The following is a 19,152-nucleotide window of genomic DNA, read 5'->3' as shown; positions in this document are numbered from 1 at the left end:
CCCGCAGCTGGCCCCGGGGAGCACCACTGGCCAGGCTTCCCAGGTTCCGGCGGCCCGCCCTTCCTACCGTCGTCCGCATGTCATCTTCAGCGAACGCCGCACTGCTCATCCTCCGTCTCGCCCTCGGCGCCACCATGCTGCTGCACGGCATCCAGAAGCTCACGACGACCGGGATCGGCGGCGTGCAGGAGATGCTCGCGGGCCTCGGCGTGCCCCTCGCCGACGTCGCAGGAGCAGCGCTCCCCTTCGTCGAGATCGTCGCGGGAGCCCTGCTCATCGTCGGTCTCCTCACGCGGGTCGCGGCCGCCCTGCTCGCGATCGTCTCCCTCGGGGCCATGTTCACCGTGCACTTCACCGCCGGCTTCTTCGCCCAGGACGGCGGATACGAGTTCGTGCTCGTGCTCGCACTGATCGGCATCGCCCTCGTCCTGACCGGTGGCGGCCGATGGGCGGCGGATGCGCTCGTCCGCCGCCCGCGCAGCAGCCGCGAGCCCCGCTCCGAGCGCCAGACAGCAGCCCAGGTCGCCTGATACCTAGCCTGCCTAGGTATTTCCGGCGGGTCGTGCTCATCCGCCCTGTGTTTGCGATACGGTCCAATCCACCGGCCCCCCTGCTCCGAATCCCTCGCGTACGGGTGAAGTGACCCGGCGCGCGAAAGGCGGCTGCAGTGCTGGAATCGACCACCCCTCTCCTCGTGGGCCCCGAGACCATCGGGGCAGCGGGCACCTACCGGAACGTCACCGACCTGCTCGTCCGCCGCCTCGAAGCGGCTCCCGACCATGCGGCGTTCGACGTCCCGATCGACCCCGCCGCTCCGTCCGGCGCCTGGCGCCAGGTCTCGACGCGCGAGTACACCGACACGGTGCGCGCCGTCGCGAAGGGCCTCGTCGCGCTCGGGGTGCGCCCCGGCGACTCCATCGCCATCATGGCCCCGACCCGGTACGAGTGGGCCGTCGCAGATCTCGCGGTCTGGTTCGCGGGCGCCGTCGTCGTGCCGATCTACGAGACGTCGGCACCCACGCAGGTCGCCGCGATCATCCACGACGCCCGCGTCGTGCTCGCCTTCGGCGGCAGCACCCAGCATGTGCAGCTTCTCGACGCGCCGCTCTCCGAACGCGGCTCGGATGCACTGGGCGTGTGGTCGCTGGATGCCGCGCCCGGCCAGGGCGAGGGCCGCGACCTCGAGCGGCTCGCCGCGCTGGGGGCAGGCGTCGCCGACGAAGCACTCGAAGAGCGGCGACTGCTCGCGACGCCCGACTCCCCCGCCACCATCGTCTACACGTCCGGCACGACCGGCGAGCCCAAGGGCGCGGTGCTGACGCATGAGAACTTCCTCGGTCAGGTGCTGAACATCGCGGCCGCCTACGGCGAGGTCGTGCACCCGGCTGGCAACACGATCATCTTCCTGCCCCTCGCCCATGTGCTCGCGCGAGGCCTGCAGCTCATCTGCCTCGCCAGCGGCATGCGCATCGCGCACCTCGCCGACCCGGCCGCTGTCGTCGGGACACTTGGCCAGCTGACGCCGACGTTCCTCGTCGTCGTGCCCCGCGTGCTGCAGAAGATCCAGGCCGCAGCAGGGGCCAAGGCCGCCGGCAGCGGCCTCGCCAGAGTGTGGGCCTCAGCGCAGCGCACCGCCATCGGGTGGGGCGAGTTCCAGGAGACGACCGCCCCAGGGACGCGGGCCCCGCTCGGCCTGCGCCTGCGCCACGCCGCCTTCGATCGGATCTTCTTCAGCCGCCTCCGGCAGGTCATGGGCGGCCGAGTCACCCACGTGCTCTCCGGCGGTGCGACCCTCGACGCCGACCTGTCCCTGTTCTTCGGCGGCATCGGCGTGCCCGTCATCGAGGGCTACGGCCTCACCGAGACGACGGCGCCGCTCACCGGGAACCTGCCGAGCGACATCCGCTCCGGCACCGTCGGCCGTCCGCTCCCCGGCTCCACGGTCCGCATCAGCGACGATGGCGAGATCCTCGCCCGCGGCATCGGCGTGTTCAGCGGCTACCGCAACCCGGAGCACAACCGCGACGCCTTCATCGACGGGTTCTTCCGGACGGGCGACCTCGGCCGGCTCGACGAGCAGGGCCGGGTTGTCCTCGAGGGGCGCCTCAAGGACGTCATCGTCACCTCGAACGGCAAGACCATCGTGCCCATGAGGTGGGAGTCGTCGGTCGAAGCCGACCCGCTCGTCTCGCACGCCGTCATGATCGGCGAGGGCCGCAACTACCTGTCGGCGCTCATCATCCTCGACCCTGAGGCGCTTGCTGAATTCTCGGCCGAGATCGCCGCCGCCACCCACCCGGACCCCGCGCACCACGAGTTGCTCACCGTCGTCGATGCACGAGCGCGGGACCACGTGCAGGCGGCCGTCGACCGGGCAAACGCGCTCGTCGCCCGGAGCGAGCAGGTCCGACGCTTCACGCTCATCGCGACGGACCTCGAAGACCCCACCTTCATCACGCCGACACTGAAGCTCAAGCGCGCCGCCGTCCTGCAGCGCAGCACCGACGCCGTCGCGGCCCTGTACGCCTGACGCACGGCCACTCCCTCCTTTTCCCGTTCACCGGCCACCGCGCCCGACGCCTCGAGAGGCACCAGCATGAGCAGCGAAACCACCGCGAGCAGCGGCACCACCGCAGGAAAGAAGCACACGGCGACGATCGTCACGATTCTCATCGCGGTCGCCATCGGGGCCCTCGTCGCCCTCGCCGGGAGCCAGGGCGGGACGCAGCTCGCCGGCGTCCCCCTCTACGCGTGGGCGGTCGCGGCGGCCTTCCTCATCCAAGTCCTCGTCTACCTGCCGTCTGCAGCTGCGAAGACGGAGCGCTTCTTCGACCTCACGGGAAGCGCGACGTTCATCATCGTGACGGTTGGTCTCCTCGTCGCGGCGCCCGAACCAGATGCACGCGCCTGGGTCCTCGGGGCCATGGTCGTCCTGTGGGCGCTTCGCCTCGGGTCGTTCCTGTTCGCGCGCATCCACCGCTCCGGCTCCGACGACCGCTTCGACGACATCAAGGGCGACAAGCTGCGCTTCCTGCGCGTCTGGATCATGCAGGGGCTGTGGGTGAGCCTCACCGCGGCCGCCGCGTGGATCGCGATCGCGGGAGGCACCGACGACCGCGAGCCGTTCGGCTGGCTGGGGATCGTCGGCATGGTCGTGTGGGCGGCCGGGTTCATCATCGAGGTCGTTGCCGACCTGCAGAAGAACGCCTTCACGGCTGACCCCGCGAACAAGGGTCGCTTCATCCGCACGGGCCTGTGGTCGCGTTCCCGCCACCCCAACTACTTCGGCGAGATCCTCCTGTGGGTGGGCGTCGCCATCGTCGCCGCGCCCGTCCTCGTGGGCTGGCAGTGGGTCGCGCTCATCTCGCCGGTCTTCGTCGCGCTCCTGCTCCTCCGCGTGAGTGGCGTGCCGCTCCTGGAAGCGAAGGCTGACAGGAAGTGGGGCGGCGACGCCGACTACGAGACGTACAAGCGCGAGACGCCGGTGCTGCTGCCGCGGCTCACGAGTCCGAAGGCGTAGCGCCCGGACGGGGATCCTCGAGACCTGGGTCCCCTTGACGCCGGCCACGCTTGGCGAGTCGGTCGAGGACCGCGCCTGTCACGATGCCGAGAACCAAGCCGACCCCCAGACCGATCGCCCAGCTGTCGAGGATGAGGGCGAGCGCGACTCCGACGGCGAGCCCGACGGCGATGCCGGTCCCCATCTGGGTCGAGCCGTTGGCGCCGCCACCTCGAGTGCCGTCCTGCTGCGTGCTGTCCATGTCATCTCCCATCGTCGTTCCCGTTGCGGTCAACGCTACGGAGCCGACCCGGGCGGGGCTTCCCCCGAGCGACCGACATCCCTCCTCCTGGTGCCGGAGATGCTCCTCGCCACGTCGGAGGACGGAGGTGCAGCTGCGGGCGGATGCCTGTAAGCACCCGCCCGCCTGTCCGCCGCCTCGTGGGGTCCTACGAGAACTCGGGAACGACCTGCTCGATGAACAGCTCGAGCGAGCGCTTCTTCTGCTCGTGGGAGAGGGAGTTGTCGCTCCAGAAGCTGAACTCGTCGACGCCGAGCGCCTCGTACTCGCGGAGTCGGGTGATGACCTCTTCTGGGGTGCCGATCATCGCCGTCCGGTGCAGCGACTCGGGCGTGAACTCGGGTCGTTCGGCGAACTTCGCCTCAGGGCTCGGCTCGAGGAACCCGTCGACGGGGTCGGTCTTGTTGCCGAACCAGGCGTCGAACGTCCGGTAGAACTTGTTGACGCCTTCCGCGGCTGGACGCCACCCCTCAGGGTCGGCCTCGTCGTGCACGTAGGTGTGGCGCAGCACCATGATCTCGGGGCGCGCAACCTCGGGATGGTTCGCCACAGCCGTCTCGAACTTGCTCACGAGGTCCGCGACTTCCTCGTCGCCCTTCATGAGCGGCGTCACCATGACGTTGCAGCCGTTGGCGACGGCGAAGTCGTGCGTGTCGGGGTCGCGCGCGGCCACCCACATCGGCGGCGTCGGCTGCTGCACCGGCTTGGGCACGCTCGTCGAGACGGGGAACTGCCAGATCTCGCCGTCGTGCGCGTAGTCGCCCTGCCACAGCTCGCGCACGGCGGGGATGAGCTCGCGCAGGTGCTGCCCGCCTTCCTTGCCCGGCATGCCGCCGGCGAGACGGTCGAACTCGAACTGGTAGGCGCCTCTGGCGAGACCCACCTCGGCGCGGCCGCCGCTGATGACGTCGAGCAGCGCCGTCTCGCCGGCCACCCGGAGCGGGTTCCAGAAGGGGGCGATGATGGTGCCGGCGCCGAGACGGATCTTCGTGGTGACCGCGGCGAGGTACGCGAGCTGCGGCATGGGGCTCGGCGAGATCGTGTACTCCATGGAGTGGTGCTCGCCGATCCAGACCGTGCTGAAGCCGGCCTTCTCGGCGAGCAGCGTCAGCTCGACGAGCTCCGCGAACAGCTGCTCGGTGCTGACGGAGTCGTCCCAGCGCTCCATGTGGATGAACAGAGAGAAACGCATTGTCGTGTCCTTTCGAGAGTGGATGTGCTCCGCGGTCAGCTGCGGCGGGCTCGTTCTGCGATCGTCGTGTTGCCGCGCGACCAGTGCTCGTGCTCGATCTCGCGGACGACGACGGTGATGTTCTCGGGCGCTGCCCCGACGGTCTCTTCGGCGACGCGGTGGACGCCGTCGATGAGGGCGCGGAGCTGCTCGGGTGTGCGCCCCTTGGCGATGGAGATGTCGATGAGTGGCATGGCCCCTACCCCCGCATCACGAAGGGGTCTGCGACGGGCGACTCGTCGGTGTTGATCCACACGCTCTTGAGGCGGGTGTACTCGTGCATCGACTCGATGCCGTGCTCGATGCCGACGCCGGAGCTCTTGAACCCCTGCCTCGGCGACATGGGTGACATGGCGCGGTAGGTGTTGACCCAGATCGTGCCGGCCTCGAGCCGCCGCGACATGCGGTGGGCTCTCGCGAGGTTCTGCGTCCAGACGCCGGCGGCGAGACCGAACTCGGTGTCGTTGGCGAGGCTGACGACCTCGTCCTCGGTGTCGAAGGGCATGATCGCGGCGACCGGTCCGAAGATCTCCTCGCGGACGACGCGCATGCTGTTCGTGACGTCGGTGAGCACGGTCGGCTCGAAGTAGTACCCGGGAAGCGTGACGTCTGGCCGGCCTCCGCCCGCGTAGAGGGTTGCGCCCTCGTCGACGCCGATGCCGACGTAGGAGCGGACCTTGTCGAGCTGGTCGCCGAACGCGAGGGGTCCCAGCTCGGTCGCGTCGTCGAGGGGGTCTCCGATGACGATCGACTTCGCGCGCGTCGAGACGCGCTCGAGCAGCTCGTCGTAGACGGACCTGTGCGCGAAGACGCGGCTGCCGGCGATGCAGGTCTGCCCCGCGGCCGCGTAGATGCCGGCGATGACGCCCATCGCCGCGTTCTCGATGTTCGCGTCGCCGAACACGATATTCGGGCTCTTGCCGCCGAGCTCGAGCGTGCATCCGATGAAGCGTGCCGCGGCGCTGGCTGCGATCGCGGAGCCCGTGCGCGTCGACCCGGTGAACGAGATCTTCGCGATCGTTGGGTTCTCGACGAGCGCGGCGCCCGCCTCGGCCCCGTATCCCGTGACGACGTTGACGACGCCGTCTGGGAAGCCCGCCTCGCTCGCGAGCTGCGCGAAGCGGAGCACGGTGCGCGACGTGTACTCGCTCGGCTTGATGACGACGGTGTTCCCGGCGGCGAGCGCTGGGGCGAGCTTGGACGTCGTGAGGGTGAGTGGAGAGTTCCACGGCGTGATCGCGCCGACCACGCCGAGCGGTTCGTGCTGCGTGTAGTTGAGGATCTGCAGGTTGCTTGTCGGGATCTGCGAGCCCTGGATCTTGTCGGCGAGCCCGCCGTAGTAGTAGAGGTACTCGGGCAGGGAGGCGAGCTGGCCGCGCATCTCGCGGAGGAGCTTGCCGTTGTCGAGGCTCTCGAGGCGGGCGAGCTCGTCGGCGTTCTCCGCGACGAGGTCGCCGAGGCGGCGGAGCAGCTTCCCCCGCTGCGTCGCGGTGAGGCCGCTCCAGCTGGGCGCTTCGAACGCGCGCCTTGCCGCTGCGACGGCCAGCTCGACGTCGGCCCCATCGCCGCGGGCCGCCTCGTAGAGCACCTCCAGCGTGGCCGGGTTGATGCTCTCGAAGTAGGCGCCACCGGCGGGGTCGCGCCAGGACCCGTCGATGAAGTGGCCGTAGCGGTCAGTCATGGTGTGCTCCTTCGTGATGCCTGGGGGTGGGGTGAGGTGCGGCGCCGCCGATGAGCGCTTCGAGCTCGTCGACGAGCGTCGAGGGTGCTTCGACCGGGAGCATGTGCCGGACCCCGGCGACGATGCGGGTCCGCGCCGCGGGGATGGCCTCGGCCAGCCTGCGGGTCATGTCCGGGGTCGATCCTGGGTCGAGGTCGCCCGTGATGGCGAGGGTCGGCGCCGTGATCGCGCCGAGTGCCGCCGACACCTGCTGGTCGCCGGTCGCGAAGATCTCGTAGGCGTGCCCGAACGACTCGACGTCGTTGGCTTCGAGCACTCGCCTCGTCTCGGCGACCGTCGCGGCGCAAACGCCGCTGCCCGAGTACCAGCGCTCGAGCGAGCGCTCGACGGTCGCGCCGAAGTCGGTGCGCGCCGATGCGAGACGCGCGAGCACCGCGGCACGCTCATCCGGTGTGCGCCTGCAGACCGAGCTGACGCAGGTGAGCGTCGCGACGCGCTCCGGTGCGCGGCTCGCGATGTGCTGCGCGACGAGGGCGCCGAGCGAGAAGCCGACGAGGTGGATCGGCCCGTCTGGGAGACGCCGCTCCACGTCGGCCGCGAAGTCGGCGAGCGACGTGGGGGCGCGCAGCGGCGACTGGGCTCCGTGGCCAGGGAGATCGAGTGCGACGGCCCGGTGGCCGAGGAGCTCCGCGACGGGAGCCCACATCGTTCGATCGAGCCCCACTCCGTGCAGCAGCACGATGGGGGTCTGCGCCTCGGTCGAGCTCACGGCGGGTTCTCGCCTACAGCTCGGTGGAGAGCGCCGCGAGCCGCTGCTGCGGGCGCCCCTGCGCCGCACCGGCGAGGGCGATGAGGATCTCGTCGGGATGCGGCGCGTCCGCGATCCGCACCTCGAACGACTGGTGGTGGGAGCGGATGGTGGCGTCGGTGAAGTGCTTGAGGGGGATGTCGAACGCCACACCGGCGGGTCCGCGCTTCTCGACGGCGGGGAGCAGCGTGCTCGCGTTCGCCGCCTTGCGGAAGTGGTCGCCGAACTTGAGCGTGTGGATGATCGCGGAGCCGTGCTCGATCTCCCCGTTCAGGCCGATGATGGCGGCCTTGCCGTAGGCCTCGAGCGGAGCGCCGAGCGCTTCGATGACGCGGGGCGCGAGGAGGGCACCGAGGTCGGAGGCGACCGCGTCGATGCCGGCGCTGAGGTCGTCGACGAACCCCTGTCCGGCCCACGGGTTGTCGATGATGGCCGCGACGACGGCGGTGCGCGCCGACGGGGAGACCTCTCGTCCGCCCTCGATGAGCGTCTCGTCGACGATGGTGATGATCTTGCGAACCTTCATGCTTCGATTCCTTTCAGGATGTCGGATGTGACCGGCACGTCCGTGGTCCGGTCGCCGATCCGGGGGTGGGGTCGGGGGCCGGAGGATGCGACCGCGATGACCGCGATCTCGTCGCGGTGCGGCGCATCCGCGAGGTGCACGTCGAGTGACTGGTAGTGGCTGCGCGTGGCGGCGGCCGTCTTGTGCCACAGGGGCACCCGGAGGTCGCCGCCCGCGTCGGCTCGCGTGTCGGAGAAGCAGATGATCGAGGTGCCCTCGAGGAACTCGCGAAGCAGGTTGCCGAAGTAAGGCGTGTGGATGAGGGCACCGGCGTGCTCGATCTCGCCGTCCAGGCCGACCACCGCCGCCTTCCCGAACGCTTCGACACGGTCGGCACCGCCGAGGGCGGCGAGCAGACGGTCGCTGAGGAGCTTCGCGACGATGGGAGCGACCTCGGCGGTGGCCTCGGTGAGGTCGGCGAGCGGCCCCTCGCCGATCCACGGGTTGCGGACGACGGCGACCGCGCTGGCCTGGCGGATGGCGGTGGGCGCGTCGACGCCGCCGTCGGAGATGACGTCCTCGTAGGCGGTGAAGATTCTGCGGACGCCGAGCGCGAGCGCTCGGTCCGCGAATGCGTCCCCGCGCGGCGCTGCCGCTGTGGCGGTGGTGGTCATGGTGACTCCTGGTGGTCGGTGCTGATCATCTGAGCGTGGGGTGCTCGGCGCGGTTCAGGCGTGGGCGGGCTCGCTGTCGGCTGGGTTGCCGTGGTCGGCCGGGGCGAGCGCTGCTCGGCTCGAGGCCTCGACGTGGGTGCGCATCGCGAACTCGGCCCCGATGGCGTCCTTCTCGACGATGGAGCGCACGACGGCGCGGTGCTCGTGGTTGGAGGCGAGCAGTCGGCCCGGCCGCTCGATGGTGCGGAGCACGATGCGGTGGTACGCGAGCTGGTTCATGAGCCGCTCGTAGTGCTCGGCGAGCTTGGCGTTGTCGGCTCCGAGCACGATCGTCCAGTGGAACTCGTGGACGAGCCGTGCGTACTCGGCGGTGTCGCCGTCGTGGACCGCGGCGTCGCTCTCGTCGAGGTTGCGCGAGAGGGTCGCCAGCTCGGAGGTCGGCCCGCGGCGGGCGAGCAGGTTGGCGGCGAGGCCCTCCAGGGACTCCTTGAGCTGGAAGAGCTCGACGATCTCACGCCGGGTGGGGGTGCGCACGAACGTTCCGACGCGCGGACGGATCTCGACGAGCCCCTCGTTCTCGAGCTGCTTGAGCGCCTCCCGGATGGGTGTTCGGCTCACCCCGAATTCCTGAGCGAGCACCAGCTCGGGCATGGGATCGCCCGGAGGGTAGGTGCCGCTCGTGACCAGGCGGCGGAGGCGCTCGAGAAGCGGGAGGTCGGCGTAGGCCTCATCGCTGAGCCCCAGGGGCGTGATCTGTTGCATACAAGAACGCTATCTGGCATGCCACAGAATTGTCAACGAACGGAGCATTTCCCAGGAAACACAACGTTTACAACCAACCGTTGACGCATGCATGACCACGGGGTTACGCTCCGTTGCATGCAAGCAAACATCAAAGATGCTGTCGCAGCTGCATGGTCCGACGCGTGGGATCGGGGTGACTTCGGTGCGTTCGAAGCCCTCGTGACCCCGGACTACCAGCGCGAGAGCACAAGGTCAGGTCGAGTCTCGACACTCGACGAGTTCAAGCAGGAGGTCACCGAGGTGCGCGCCGCGTTCCCCGACCTGGTCACGCGCATCGATCGCGTCCTCGTGGAAGACGACGCGTTGGCGGTCTTCTGGACCTCAGACGGAACGTTCACGCAGCCGCTCGGCACTGTCCCCCCGACCGGCAAGCGCGTCATCACGAACGGATCCAACTACGCCACGCTTAGAGACGGCCTCGTCTCCCACGAGCGCGTCACCTGGGACTCCGCCGAGCTCCTCACGCACCTCGGCCTCCCCTCACTGCATTCCGCGTTCGAGGACAGCGACGCCGACTACGCGGACGAGTCCACGGCTCCCCCGCGCGAGATGCTCAAGGCGTTCAACAAGCAGTTCATCTCCGGCGTCACCGTCGTGACGACCAAGGATGAAGACGGAAAGCCGCGCGGGCTCGCCGTGAGCGCCTACTCCTCGGTCTCGCTCGACCCGCCCCTCGTGCTCGTGTGCGTGCAGAAGTCCTCCTCCACCTACCCGTCGCTCTTCCGCTCCACGAACCTCGGCATCAACATCCTGTCGAGCGAGCAGCAGGACGTGCTCGCGACCTTCGCCTCGAAGAGCGCAGACAAGTTCGCCGACATCACCTGGCACGAAGCGCCCGAGGGAAGCCCGCTCATCGACGGATCCTCAGCCTCGATCGAGGTCGAGATCAAGGAGCGCTTCCAGGCGCTCACGCACACCATCTTCATCGGCCGCGTGCACCACGCGACGACCACCGACGACGCGCCCATCCTCTACAAGGCCGGCAAGTTCTTCGACGGACGCGGGCTCTCGCAGCTCTGATCCCCCACGGCCGCGCGCAGCTGCGCGCGGCCACCTGCCCACCTGGGCCATGCCACATCACGAAGTGGAGCAACACATGAACTCTCGACGCACCTCCAGCAAGGAACGGTGGTCGGGGCGCGGACCCGGCTTCTCGGATTACGCGGATCCCAGCGACCAGGATGACCCGCAGTTCGCGGGCCACGGCCTCGAACCACTCGGCGCGCCGAGCCGCGCGCAAGCGGCCGCGGACGCGCTCCGCCACCGGCCAGGCGTCGTCTTCTGGTCGTCGATCGCCCTCATCCTGGCGTTCGTCTCCTGGGCGGCGATCTCCCCTGACACCCTCAACGGCTCCATGACCGCCGCCATCAACTGGGCCTCAGCCACGGTCGGCTGGTCGTACCTCCTCGTCACCATGGGCTGCATCGGGCTCCTCGTGTACCTGGCCTGCAGCCGCTTCGGGCGCATCCGCCTCGGCGCGGACACGGACCGCCCCGAGTTCAGCACGTGGGCGTGGCTCGCGATGATCCTCTCCGCCGTGATGGGCGTGGGCCTCATCAGCTACGGCGTCGCAGAACCCATCTCGCACTTCGTGACGCCCCCGCACGGGCTCGCCGAGTCCGGCACGGTCGAGGCCGCCGTCGTCGCAATGCAGTTCTCCTACTTCGACTGGGGCCCCCACGCGTGGGCCGTGTTCGGAGTGTTCGGCGTGGCGATCGCCTACTCGACGCACCGCAAGGGCAACACGGGGCTCGTCTCCCCCATGCTGCGGCCGATCTTCGGCGACCGCGTCGACGGGGTGCTCGGCAACGTCATCGACGTGTTCGCCATCATCGCGACGCTCTTCGGCACGACGACCTCGCTGGGGCTCGGCGCCTCCCAGATCACGGAGGGCCTCAACCGGGTGATGGGCCTGCCGACGGACACGTTCGTCCAGATCCTCGTCATCGCCGTGATCACCATCATCTTCACGCTCTCGGCCCTCTCCGGCGTGAACCGCGGCATCAAGTACATCTCCCAGGCGACGATGCTGGCCTCGGTCGCGCTCGGCATCTTCGTGTTCTTCGTCGGGCCCACGAACTTCATCACGAACCTCTTCGTGCGCTCCACCGGGGCCTACGTGAGCAACTTCTTCGAGATGAGCCTCACCACGCCGCTCACCGCGGACGACGGGCAGTGGATGCAGTGGTGGACCTACTTCATGATGGCCTGGTGGCTGAGCTGGGGTGCGTTCGTCGGCGTCTTCCTCGCGAAGATCTCGCGCGGGCGCACCATCCGCCAGTTCGTGCTCGGCGTCATGGTCGTGCCGAGCCTCGTGTTCTTCGGCTGGTTCACGATCTTCGGCGGTTCCGCGATCAAGTTCGACCTCGACGGCGACGGCAGCATCGGGACCGCAGCCACTGCCGACGTGAACTCGGCCTTCTTCGAGATGCTCTCGAACCTGCCGCTCGTGGAGATCACCTCGGTGATCGCGATCATCCTCGTCGTCCTGTTCTTCATCTCAGGCGCCGACGCGAACACGTTCGTTTTGAGCATGCTCTCGTCTCGAGGTGCGCTCGAACCGGCCAAGCCGGTGCTCACCGTGTGGGGCCTCCTCACGGGCCTCTGCGCGTCGCTGCTGCTCCTCACGGGCGGGCTCGCGGCCTTGCAGCAGGCAGCGATGCTGTCGGCGCTGCCGTTCACGATCATCGTCGCGCTGCTCGGAGTCTCCCTCATCCTGCAGCTGCGCGAGGACCCGCACTTCGACTACACGAAGGACGTGCGTCGCGAGGATCTGCGGACCGGGGTCCTGCGCCTACCGGTGCATGGACCCGCGGAACGGCCAGAGGGAAAGCAGCAGCAGACCGGGGCCCCCGCAGGGCGCTGAGAGCTGCGCGCTGACGGCTGACGCAGAGAACTCAGGCTCAGAACTCAAGCGTCCCGTGGGTCGGCATTTCCGCCCCACGGGACGCTTGGTCACTCTCCCGCGAGACGTTCGGACAGCACGGCCAGCGCTTCCGTGACAGCTCCCCAGCCTTCGTGGAAGCCGAGTTCGAGGTGCAGGGCGCGGGCTGCTGAGTCGGCGTGGCGTACGACGGCTGTGTACTCCGTGCCGTCCGCGTGCTCCGCGAACGAGATCTCGGCGACGATCGAGATGGGGGCCGGTGCCGCCGGGCGCAGCGCCGACGTCACCGCGTTCGTGAAGACCAGCCGGGAGCCCTCTTCGACGGACAGGAAGATGCCGTCGGTATGGGGCACGAAGGTCTCGCCGTCGTCGCTCATCCGCGTCACGAACGCTCCGCCCGGTCGGACGTCGAGCTGCTCGATGCGCGACTGCGTAGGGGCCGGGGTCCACCAGGTCGCAAGCAGCTCTGGTGAGGTCCAGGCTCGCCAGACGACGTACCTCGGTGCGTGGATGACGCGACTCAGCGTGAGGTCGAGTTCAGGGGTGAAGGATTTAGCGGACAATGGTGCTCCAGTTCTGCGATGACGAACAGCCCGATCCTGGCAGACCGCGAGCGGGTAGTCGACGAGGACCGGGCTGAATCGCCGTTCAGGTCCCGAAGAACGAGGTGCGGTTCGTGGAACCACCCGCGGGAGCGGACTTGTGGTCGCGTCAGCTGCCGTTTGACGACCACAACACCGCCACCGGGGCGCGGGCACCAGACCCGAGAGCTCGCTATTCGACGAGCTTGCCCTCGACGGAGACCTCGCCGATGAGCTCGGCGATCTCGGCGGGCACTGGCGGGATCTCCTCGCGCGTGATGCCGCCGCTCGGCGACCACACGAGGTTCACCTGCATTGCCGGGTCGAGCTCGGGGAAGTCGCTGCGGTTGTGGCAGCCACGCGTCTCGCGGCGCTCGAGGGCCGCCTCCAGCGTGGCGCGTGCGGCGAGCGCCGACGACTTGAGGTCGAAGGCGTGCGCGAGGTCCTGGAAACCGGCGATGTCGGGGTGGATGCCGACATCCTCCATGCGCGACTCGATGAGGTCCAGAGCCGCGATGCCCGCCTTCAGCCCGTCCTCGTCGCGCACGACGCCCGCGTACTCCGTCATCGTGTCGCGGATGGCGCGCTGCAGGGCGCGCACGTTCTCGCGTCCATCGGCCGACAGGAGGTCGTTGATCTCGCCGCGTGCCTGCGCGACGGCGGCTGCCGAGCGGCGCTGCGCATCCAGTCCCCCGGAGTGGGCGACGGCTGCCTGGCCGACGATGCGGCCGAACACGAGCAGCTCGATGAGCGAGTTGCCGCCGAGGCGGTTCGCGCCGTGCAGTCCGCTGGAGGCCTCGCCGATGGCGTAGAGGCCGTCGACGTCGGTGCTGTGATCGTCGGGGCGAACCCACACGCCACCCATCGAGTAGTGCGCGGTCGGGGCGATCTCGATCGGCTTCTCCGTGATGTCGAGCATCTGCAGCTCCAGCATCTGCTGGTAGATGCGCGGGAGGCGGTTCATGATGGTCTCGCGGGGCAGATGCGACACGTCGAGCCAGACGCCTCCGTTCGCGGTGCCGCGCCCCTCCTTGATCTCCGTGTACGCGGCGAGCGCCACGCGGTCGCGGGTCGAGAGCTCCATGCGCTCGGGGTCGTAGCGCTCCATGAAGCGCTCCCCGAGGCCGTTGGTGAGGATGCCGCCCTCGCCGCGGGCGGCCTCGGAGACGAGGGTTCCGGCCGCGTTCTCGGGTTCGATGATGCCGGACGGGTGGAACTGCACGAGCTCCGGGTCGCGGAGTCGCCCGCCGGCCTCGACGGCGAGGCGGAACGAGTCGCCCGTGTTCTCGTCGCGGCGGGAGGAGGTGCGTCGCCAGATGCGGTTGTGGCCGCCCGCGGCGAGGATCACGGAGTCGGCGTGGATGAGGTACCGGGTTCCGTCGTTGATGTCGAAGCCGTAGGCGCCGAAGACGACGTTGTCGCTCACGAGGATGCGCGTGATGTAGACGGTGTCGAGGATCGGGATGTCGAGCTGCTCGCTGCGGGCGACGAGGGAGCGCTGGATCTCGAGTCCGGTGTAGTCGCCGGCGAAGGCGGTGCGGCGGAACTTGTGGGCGCCGAAGAAGCGCTGCGAGATGCGTCCGTCGCCCTCGCGCTGGAAGCCCATGCCGTAGCGCTCGAGGTCGCGGATGCCCTGCTCGGCGCCGCGGGTCACGATCTCGACGGTGTGCGGGTTGGCGAGCCAGTAGCTTTCCTTGATGGTGTCGGCGGCGTGCTGCTGCCAGCTGTCCTCCTCGTCCATGGTTCCGAGCGCTGCGTTGATGCCGCCCGCGGCGAGGGACGTGTGCGCGTCATGCTTGGGGCGTTTGCCGACGGCCAGCACGTCGACGCCCTGCTCGGCGACTTCGATGGCGGCGCGCAGGCCGGAACCGCCGGTTCCGATGACCAGCACGGTGGTGGAGATCTGGCGTTCGATGGACTTGGTCGGTGTCATGTCAGCAACGGTAGAGAGCCCAGCGTCATTACTCCAATGCATAGTCCTGCTCGTGGCGATGCACGTAGGCTATGGCCATGAACTTGGACCAGTTGCGGAGCTTCGTCGAGGTCGCCTCGCAGGGGCATTTCACGCGGGCGGCCGAGGTGCTGCACCTCGCGCAGCCCTCCCTGAGCCGACAGATCTCGACCCTCGAGCAGGACCTCGGGGCGCCGCTCTTCAACCGCACGCCGGGCCGGGTGGCGCTCACCGACGCTGGCGAGTCCCTCCTCCCGCTCGCGCGGCGCATGCTCGCCGACGCCGACTCGGTGCGCCGCGAGATGGCGGAGCTCGCCGACCTGCAGCGCGGCACGGTGCGCCTCGGGGCGACCCCGTCGCTCTGCGTCAGCCTTGTCGCGGATGCGCTGCAGTCGTTCCACGCGTCGCATCCCGGCATCGAGCTGCACGTCTCGGAGAGCGGCTCGCAGGGTCTCATCGAGCAGCTCGCGGAAGGCGCACTCGACCTGGCGCTCATCACGACCCCCGAGTCCCGGCAGACGCCGCGCGCGACCCTCTCGAGGGTTCCTCTGCTCAACGAGGAGCTGCTCGTCGTCTCCGCGGCGCAGGGCACGGCCGCGCTCGACTCCCCCACGCTCACGCTCACGGAGCTCGCCGCCAAGCCGCAGGTGGTCTTCCATCGCGGCTACGACCTCCGCGCGGCCACGGAGGCCGCCTACGTCGAGGCGGGCCTGCATCCGAACGTGATCGTGGAGGGCCCCGAGATGGATGCGGTGCTCCGGTTCGTGGAGCTGGGCCTCGGCGTGGCGGTCGTGCCGGCAATGGTGCTGCGTGGGCGGCAGGGCTTCCGCTCGGCCCGCCTCACCGACTCGAACCTGCAGCGCACCGTGAGCCTCGCGCACCGGAGCGACGTGCCCCTCTCACGCGCCGCACGCGCCATGGCGGCGACGATCGAAACGATCGCCGCCGCCATGGTCGGCCAGACGCCGGGAACCAGCAGCGTCTGAACCCTCGCGCACCTGAGGGCTATCGTGCTGAGGAGCTGAGCTCCTCTTCCTTCTGCTCCTGCTTCGCACGCTTGCGAGCCACGAGGCGGCCGCGCACGGTGAAGGCGAGCACCAGCGCCAGGAGCGTGTAGAGCGCGATCGCGATCGGCCCCTGCACGAGCACGGAGAAGTCGCCGTTGGCACTCATCGCCGCATCCCGCAGGCTCGTCTCGGCCAGCGGGCCGAGGACCATGCCGATGATGAGGGGTGCGATCGGGAAGTCGAGAGCCCGCATCAGGAAGCCGAGCAGGCCGACCCCGAGCAGCATGAGCAGGTCGAACGTCGAACCCGACGTGGCGTAGATGCCGAGCGCGCAGAAGATCGTGATGCCCGCGTACAGGTAGGGGCGAGGGATCAGGAGCAGCTTCGCCCACAGCATCGCGAACGGCAGGTTCAGGACGAGCAGCACCACCATGGCGATGAAGAAGCTCGCGAGCAGCGCCCAGACCAGCTCGGGGGCGCGATCGAAGAGCAACGGGCCCGGCTGCAGGCCGTACTGACGGAACGCGGCGAGCATGATCGCCGCCGTCGCCGAGATGGGGAGGCCGAGCGCCAGGAGCGCACCCATCGCCATGCCCGTCGTCGCGTTGCCAGCCGCCTCCGGGGCTGCGAGGCCCCTGATCGCGCCCTTGCCGAACTGCGGGTCCTTGCGGCGCGCATCCAGTCGCTTCTCCACGCCGAAGGCGAGGAACGTGGGGATCTCGGAGCCACCGGCCGGCACCACACCGAACGGCAGACCGATGACGGTGCCACGCAGCCAGGCCGGCGTGGCCTCCTTGAACTCCTTGCGGCTCAACCACGGGCGACCCTTCGGGCGGATAAGGCCCTTGTCGCTGACGTGCCGCTCGAGGCAGGCGACGTAGATGACCTCACCGAGCGCGAGGACCGCGACCGTCACCGTCACCAGCGAGATGCCGTCGAACAGCTGCGGGGAGTCCATCGTGAAGCGCGGGGCGCCGGAGACGCCGTCGATGCCGATGACGGCGACGCCGAGGCCGATGAACAGGGCCGTGAGCCCCTTGACGACGTTGTCGGTGACCACGGTGGAGGTCGCCGCGAACGCGAACACTGCGAGGGCGAAGAACTCCGCCGGCCCGAAGCTGCTGGAGAAGTCGGCAAGCGCAGGGGCCAGGAAGACCACCACGATCGAGGCGACGAAGCCACCGATGAATGCGCCGATGGCAGCCGTCGCGAGCGCCTGAGCGGCTCGGCCGTTCAGGGCCATCTTGTGCCCCTCGAACGTGGAGGCGATGGCTGACGCCTGGCCTGGCGTGTTCATCAGGATGCCCATGGTCGAGTCGCCGAAGAGGCCGCCGAAGTAGACGCCGGCGAACATGATGAACGCGGCCGTCGGCTCGAGGGAGAACGTGACGGGCAGCAGGAGGGCGACCGCCATCGAGGAGCCGAGGCCCGGCAGCACGCCGACGGCGGTGCCGAGGAGGCACCCGACGAAGACCCACATGAGGTTCTGCCAGGTGAGGGCACCGGCGAACCCCTCCATGAGGAGTTCGAGCGTTTCCATGTCAGATACCTCCGAGGATGCCGGACGGGAGCGACATGCCGAGTGCCATGTCGAAGGCGATGTAGGCGAGCGAGCTCAGCGTGAAGCCCACGACGAGGCTCGCCACCGGCTTCGTGGAACCGAAGCCGCGGGCCACGCACCAGAAGAGGAGGGCGGCTGCGATGACCCAGCCGAGCAGGTCGAGCGTCAGCGAGAACACCAGGAACGAGCCGACGACCCAGGCGAAGGACTTCACGTCGACGCGCACCTTGCGCGGTGCGTCTGCTGCACCCGCCGCGGCGAGCGCCTCGTCGTCGGCCAGTGCACGGGCGAGAAGCTCCTCCTCGGTCATGGTCGACGCGGAGGCCGCGGTCGCGCGCATCTCCCGGACAGCACCGACGGCGAGCAGCACCGCGAAGAGGTACAGGCCGGCAGCGATGAGGCCGGGGAAGAACTGCGGTCCAGGGAAGTCGGCGCCCTCTGGCACCTTCATCGTGAAGATACCGAAGACGAGGTAGGTGGCGAAGGCTGCGATGACCAGCGGCATCGTCAGTCCCTTGAGGAGGGTGGCCGTCTTGCTCGGGCCGGCGGCGAAGGTCAGGTCTCCGCCGATGACCGCTGACGCGGCCGTCGGGTTCGCGTGGTGCGTCATTGTCCCATCTCCTCGTAGAGCTCCTTGATGCGCAGTTCCTCTTCAGCGAGGAAGGTGTCGAGCTCGTCGCCGATGATGAGGCGCTCGTTCCAGTGGTACCTGTCGATGGCGTCCTGCCACTCGGGTGTCTGGGTCGTCTCGACCACGAGTTCGGCGAGGGCGCCCGTCTGCTCCTCGGTCAAGCCGGAGGGAGCGTGGATCGAGCGCCAGTTCGTGAGCGAGATGTCGTAGCCCTGCTCGGCGGCTGTCGGAATGTCGACGCCTTCGATGGGCTCCTTCGCCACGACCGCGAGGGCGCGCAGCCTGCCGGCCTCGATCTGGTCGATGTTGTCCGCGTAGCCTCCTGCCGCGGCCTGCGCCGTTCCGTTGAGGAGCGCCTGGATGGCCTCGCCGCCGCCGTCAGACGAGATGTAGGTGCTGTCGACGGGCTCGATGCCTGCGCTCAGCGCGAGGTCGGTCACCACGAGCTGGTCGAACGAGCCGCCGCCCGTCCATGGAATGGACTTCGGGTCGGCCTTCCATGCCGTGGCGAGGTCCTCGAGGGTCTCGTACGGGGAGTCGGCTGGGACGACGATGACGTCGTACTCCTCGACCAGCACCGCGAGCGGCGTGACATCTTCGAGCTTCGCCGCGGAGTCGTACTGGATGGTGGCGGCCAGCAGGCCGGTCCCTCCGACGAGGAGGTTGTTGGGTTCGCCATCCAGGACAGAAACATTGCCGAGCGCGATCGTCCCGCCGGCCCCTGGCATGTTGACCACCTGCACGTTGTTGACGAGCCCGTTGGCCTTCTGCGCCTGCTGCAGTTCGCGGGCGACGGTGTCCCATCCACCACCGGCAGCCGCCGGGGCGATGATCGTCATCGACGCGTTGATGTCCTGACCCGCCGCGGCGGAGGTGATCGAGCCGAAGCTCGCGACGGCGATCGACGCGGCGGCTACGACCCCGCCGATGACGCGGCCGACGACGCGCCTGCCGCCGGACTTGGCCTGCCTACCCGGTTCGTCCGGTGCCGCCGGCTCTTTCGTTTCTCGGATCATCATTGCTCCATTCGCGCG

General features: G+C 69.1%; 19 protein-coding genes. 6 read left to right on the top strand and 13 right to left on the bottom strand.

Translation table 11 applies throughout. The features are described from left to right. The first annotated feature begins 77 nt into the window (after window positions 1-77). The 3 genes from C5C17_RS06935 to C5C17_RS06925 all read left to right on the top strand — a co-directional run bounded on the left by C5C17_RS06935 (window position 78) and on the right by C5C17_RS06925 (window position 3,520). Window positions 78-530, top strand: a complete 453-nt coding sequence (locus C5C17_RS06935; RefSeq protein ID WP_104252650.1) for a DoxX family protein — start codon at window positions 78-80, stop codon at window positions 528-530. 137 nt (window positions 531-667) lie between these two features. Further along, window positions 668-2,530 (top strand): long-chain fatty acid--CoA ligase, encoded by a 1,863-nt coding sequence (locus tag C5C17_RS06930; RefSeq protein ID WP_104252649.1) that lies wholly within the window; start codon window positions 668-670, stop codon window positions 2,528-2,530. A gap of 66 nt (window positions 2,531-2,596) precedes the next feature. Then, window positions 2,597-3,520 (top strand): DUF1295 domain-containing protein, encoded by a 924-nt coding sequence (locus C5C17_RS06925; protein WP_104252648.1) that lies wholly within the window; start codon window positions 2,597-2,599, stop codon window positions 3,518-3,520. On the opposite strand, the gene C5C17_RS18565 is transcribed toward C5C17_RS06925, so the two are convergent. From C5C17_RS18565 to C5C17_RS06890, 8 genes are all read right to left on the bottom strand, one after another. Next, window positions 3,501-3,761 (bottom strand): hypothetical protein, encoded by a 261-nt coding sequence (locus C5C17_RS18565; protein ID WP_151423234.1) that lies wholly within the window; start codon window positions 3,759-3,761, stop codon window positions 3,501-3,503. The two genes, C5C17_RS06925 and C5C17_RS18565, sit on opposite strands and share 20 nt — an antisense overlap. Window positions 3,762-3,948: 187 nt before the next feature. Next, on the bottom strand, window positions 3,949-4,992 hold the full coding sequence (locus C5C17_RS06920; protein ID WP_104252647.1) for an LLM class flavin-dependent oxidoreductase: 1,044 nt from the start codon (window positions 4,990-4,992) through the stop codon (window positions 3,949-3,951). 35 nt (window positions 4,993-5,027) lie between these two features. Next, window positions 5,028-5,225: a 4-oxalocrotonate tautomerase family protein gene (locus C5C17_RS06915; RefSeq protein WP_104252646.1), complete on the bottom strand. Its 198-nt coding sequence runs from the start codon at window positions 5,223-5,225 to the stop codon at window positions 5,028-5,030. Between the two features lie 5 nt (window positions 5,226-5,230). Further along, complete coding sequence (locus tag C5C17_RS06910; RefSeq protein ID WP_104252645.1) at window positions 5,231-6,712, bottom strand: aldehyde dehydrogenase; 1,482 nt, start codon at window positions 6,710-6,712, stop codon at window positions 5,231-5,233. After that, on the bottom strand, window positions 6,705-7,481 hold the full coding sequence (locus tag C5C17_RS06905) for an alpha/beta fold hydrolase (RefSeq protein ID WP_258066043.1): 777 nt from the start codon (window positions 7,479-7,481) through the stop codon (window positions 6,705-6,707). The genes C5C17_RS06910 and C5C17_RS06905 overlap by 8 nt, the downstream gene beginning before the upstream one ends. A 13-nt stretch (window positions 7,482-7,494) precedes the next feature. After that, window positions 7,495-8,046, bottom strand: coding sequence for an amino acid synthesis family protein (locus tag C5C17_RS06900; RefSeq protein ID WP_104252644.1), 552 nt, complete (start codon window positions 8,044-8,046; stop codon window positions 7,495-7,497). Then, the gene (locus C5C17_RS06895; RefSeq protein WP_104252643.1) at window positions 8,043-8,699 is read right to left on the bottom strand and encodes an amino acid synthesis family protein; all 657 of its coding nucleotides are present in this window, start codon (window positions 8,697-8,699) and stop codon (window positions 8,043-8,045) included. Before C5C17_RS06895 ends, C5C17_RS06900 begins: the two co-directional genes overlap by 4 nt. A gap of 54 nt (window positions 8,700-8,753) precedes the next feature. Beyond that, window positions 8,754-9,461, bottom strand: a complete 708-nt coding sequence (locus tag C5C17_RS06890) for a GntR family transcriptional regulator (protein WP_104252642.1) — start codon at window positions 9,459-9,461, stop codon at window positions 8,754-8,756. Between the two features lie 117 nt (window positions 9,462-9,578). Between C5C17_RS06890 and C5C17_RS06885 the strand changes: the two genes are divergently transcribed. Next, complete coding sequence (locus C5C17_RS06885; protein ID WP_104252641.1) at window positions 9,579-10,523, top strand: flavin reductase; 945 nt, start codon at window positions 9,579-9,581, stop codon at window positions 10,521-10,523. A 76-nt stretch (window positions 10,524-10,599) separates the two neighbouring features. Beyond that, entirely contained in the window at window positions 10,600-12,369 is a 1,770-nt protein-coding gene (locus C5C17_RS06880; RefSeq protein WP_104252640.1) for a BCCT family transporter, read from the top strand. A gap of 89 nt (window positions 12,370-12,458) precedes the next feature. Here the strand turns inward: C5C17_RS06880 and C5C17_RS06875 are convergent, their stop codons facing one another. Both C5C17_RS06875 and C5C17_RS06870 read right to left on the bottom strand, forming a co-directional pair. Then, window positions 12,459-12,950 (bottom strand): SRPBCC domain-containing protein, encoded by a 492-nt coding sequence (locus tag C5C17_RS06875; protein WP_104252639.1) that lies wholly within the window; start codon window positions 12,948-12,950, stop codon window positions 12,459-12,461. Window positions 12,951-13,161: 211 nt separating this feature from the next. After that, window positions 13,162-14,901, bottom strand: coding sequence for an L-aspartate oxidase (locus C5C17_RS06870; RefSeq protein WP_104252638.1), 1,740 nt, complete (start codon window positions 14,899-14,901; stop codon window positions 13,162-13,164). A 71-nt stretch (window positions 14,902-14,972) separates the two neighbouring features. Between C5C17_RS06870 and C5C17_RS06865 the strand changes: the two genes are divergently transcribed. After that, on the top strand, window positions 14,973-15,905 hold the full coding sequence (locus C5C17_RS06865) for a LysR family transcriptional regulator (RefSeq protein WP_104252637.1): 933 nt from the start codon (window positions 14,973-14,975) through the stop codon (window positions 15,903-15,905). A gap of 19 nt (window positions 15,906-15,924) precedes the next feature. On the opposite strand, the gene C5C17_RS06860 is transcribed toward C5C17_RS06865, so the two are convergent. The 3 genes from C5C17_RS06860 to C5C17_RS06850 are packed head-to-tail and all read right to left on the bottom strand — an operon-like array spanning window position 15,925 to window position 19,137. Then, entirely contained in the window at window positions 15,925-17,466 is a 1,542-nt protein-coding gene (locus tag C5C17_RS06860) for a tripartite tricarboxylate transporter permease (RefSeq protein ID WP_104252636.1), read from the bottom strand. A gap of 1 nt (window position 17,467) precedes the next feature. Further along, entirely contained in the window at window positions 17,468-18,097 is a 630-nt protein-coding gene (locus tag C5C17_RS06855) for a tripartite tricarboxylate transporter TctB family protein (protein ID WP_104252635.1), read from the bottom strand. Continuing rightward, complete coding sequence (locus tag C5C17_RS06850) at window positions 18,094-19,137, bottom strand: tripartite tricarboxylate transporter substrate binding protein (RefSeq protein WP_104252634.1); 1,044 nt, start codon at window positions 19,135-19,137, stop codon at window positions 18,094-18,096. Before C5C17_RS06850 ends, C5C17_RS06855 begins: the two co-directional genes overlap by 4 nt. Window positions 19,138-19,152: the final 15 nt, after the last annotated feature.

Source organism: Pseudoclavibacter sp. RFBA6 (assembly GCF_002931575.1).
GTDB lineage: Bacteria > Actinomycetota > Actinomycetes > Actinomycetales > Microbacteriaceae > Pseudoclavibacter > Pseudoclavibacter terrae.
This window is presented reverse-complemented; position numbering and strand designations above follow the sequence as displayed.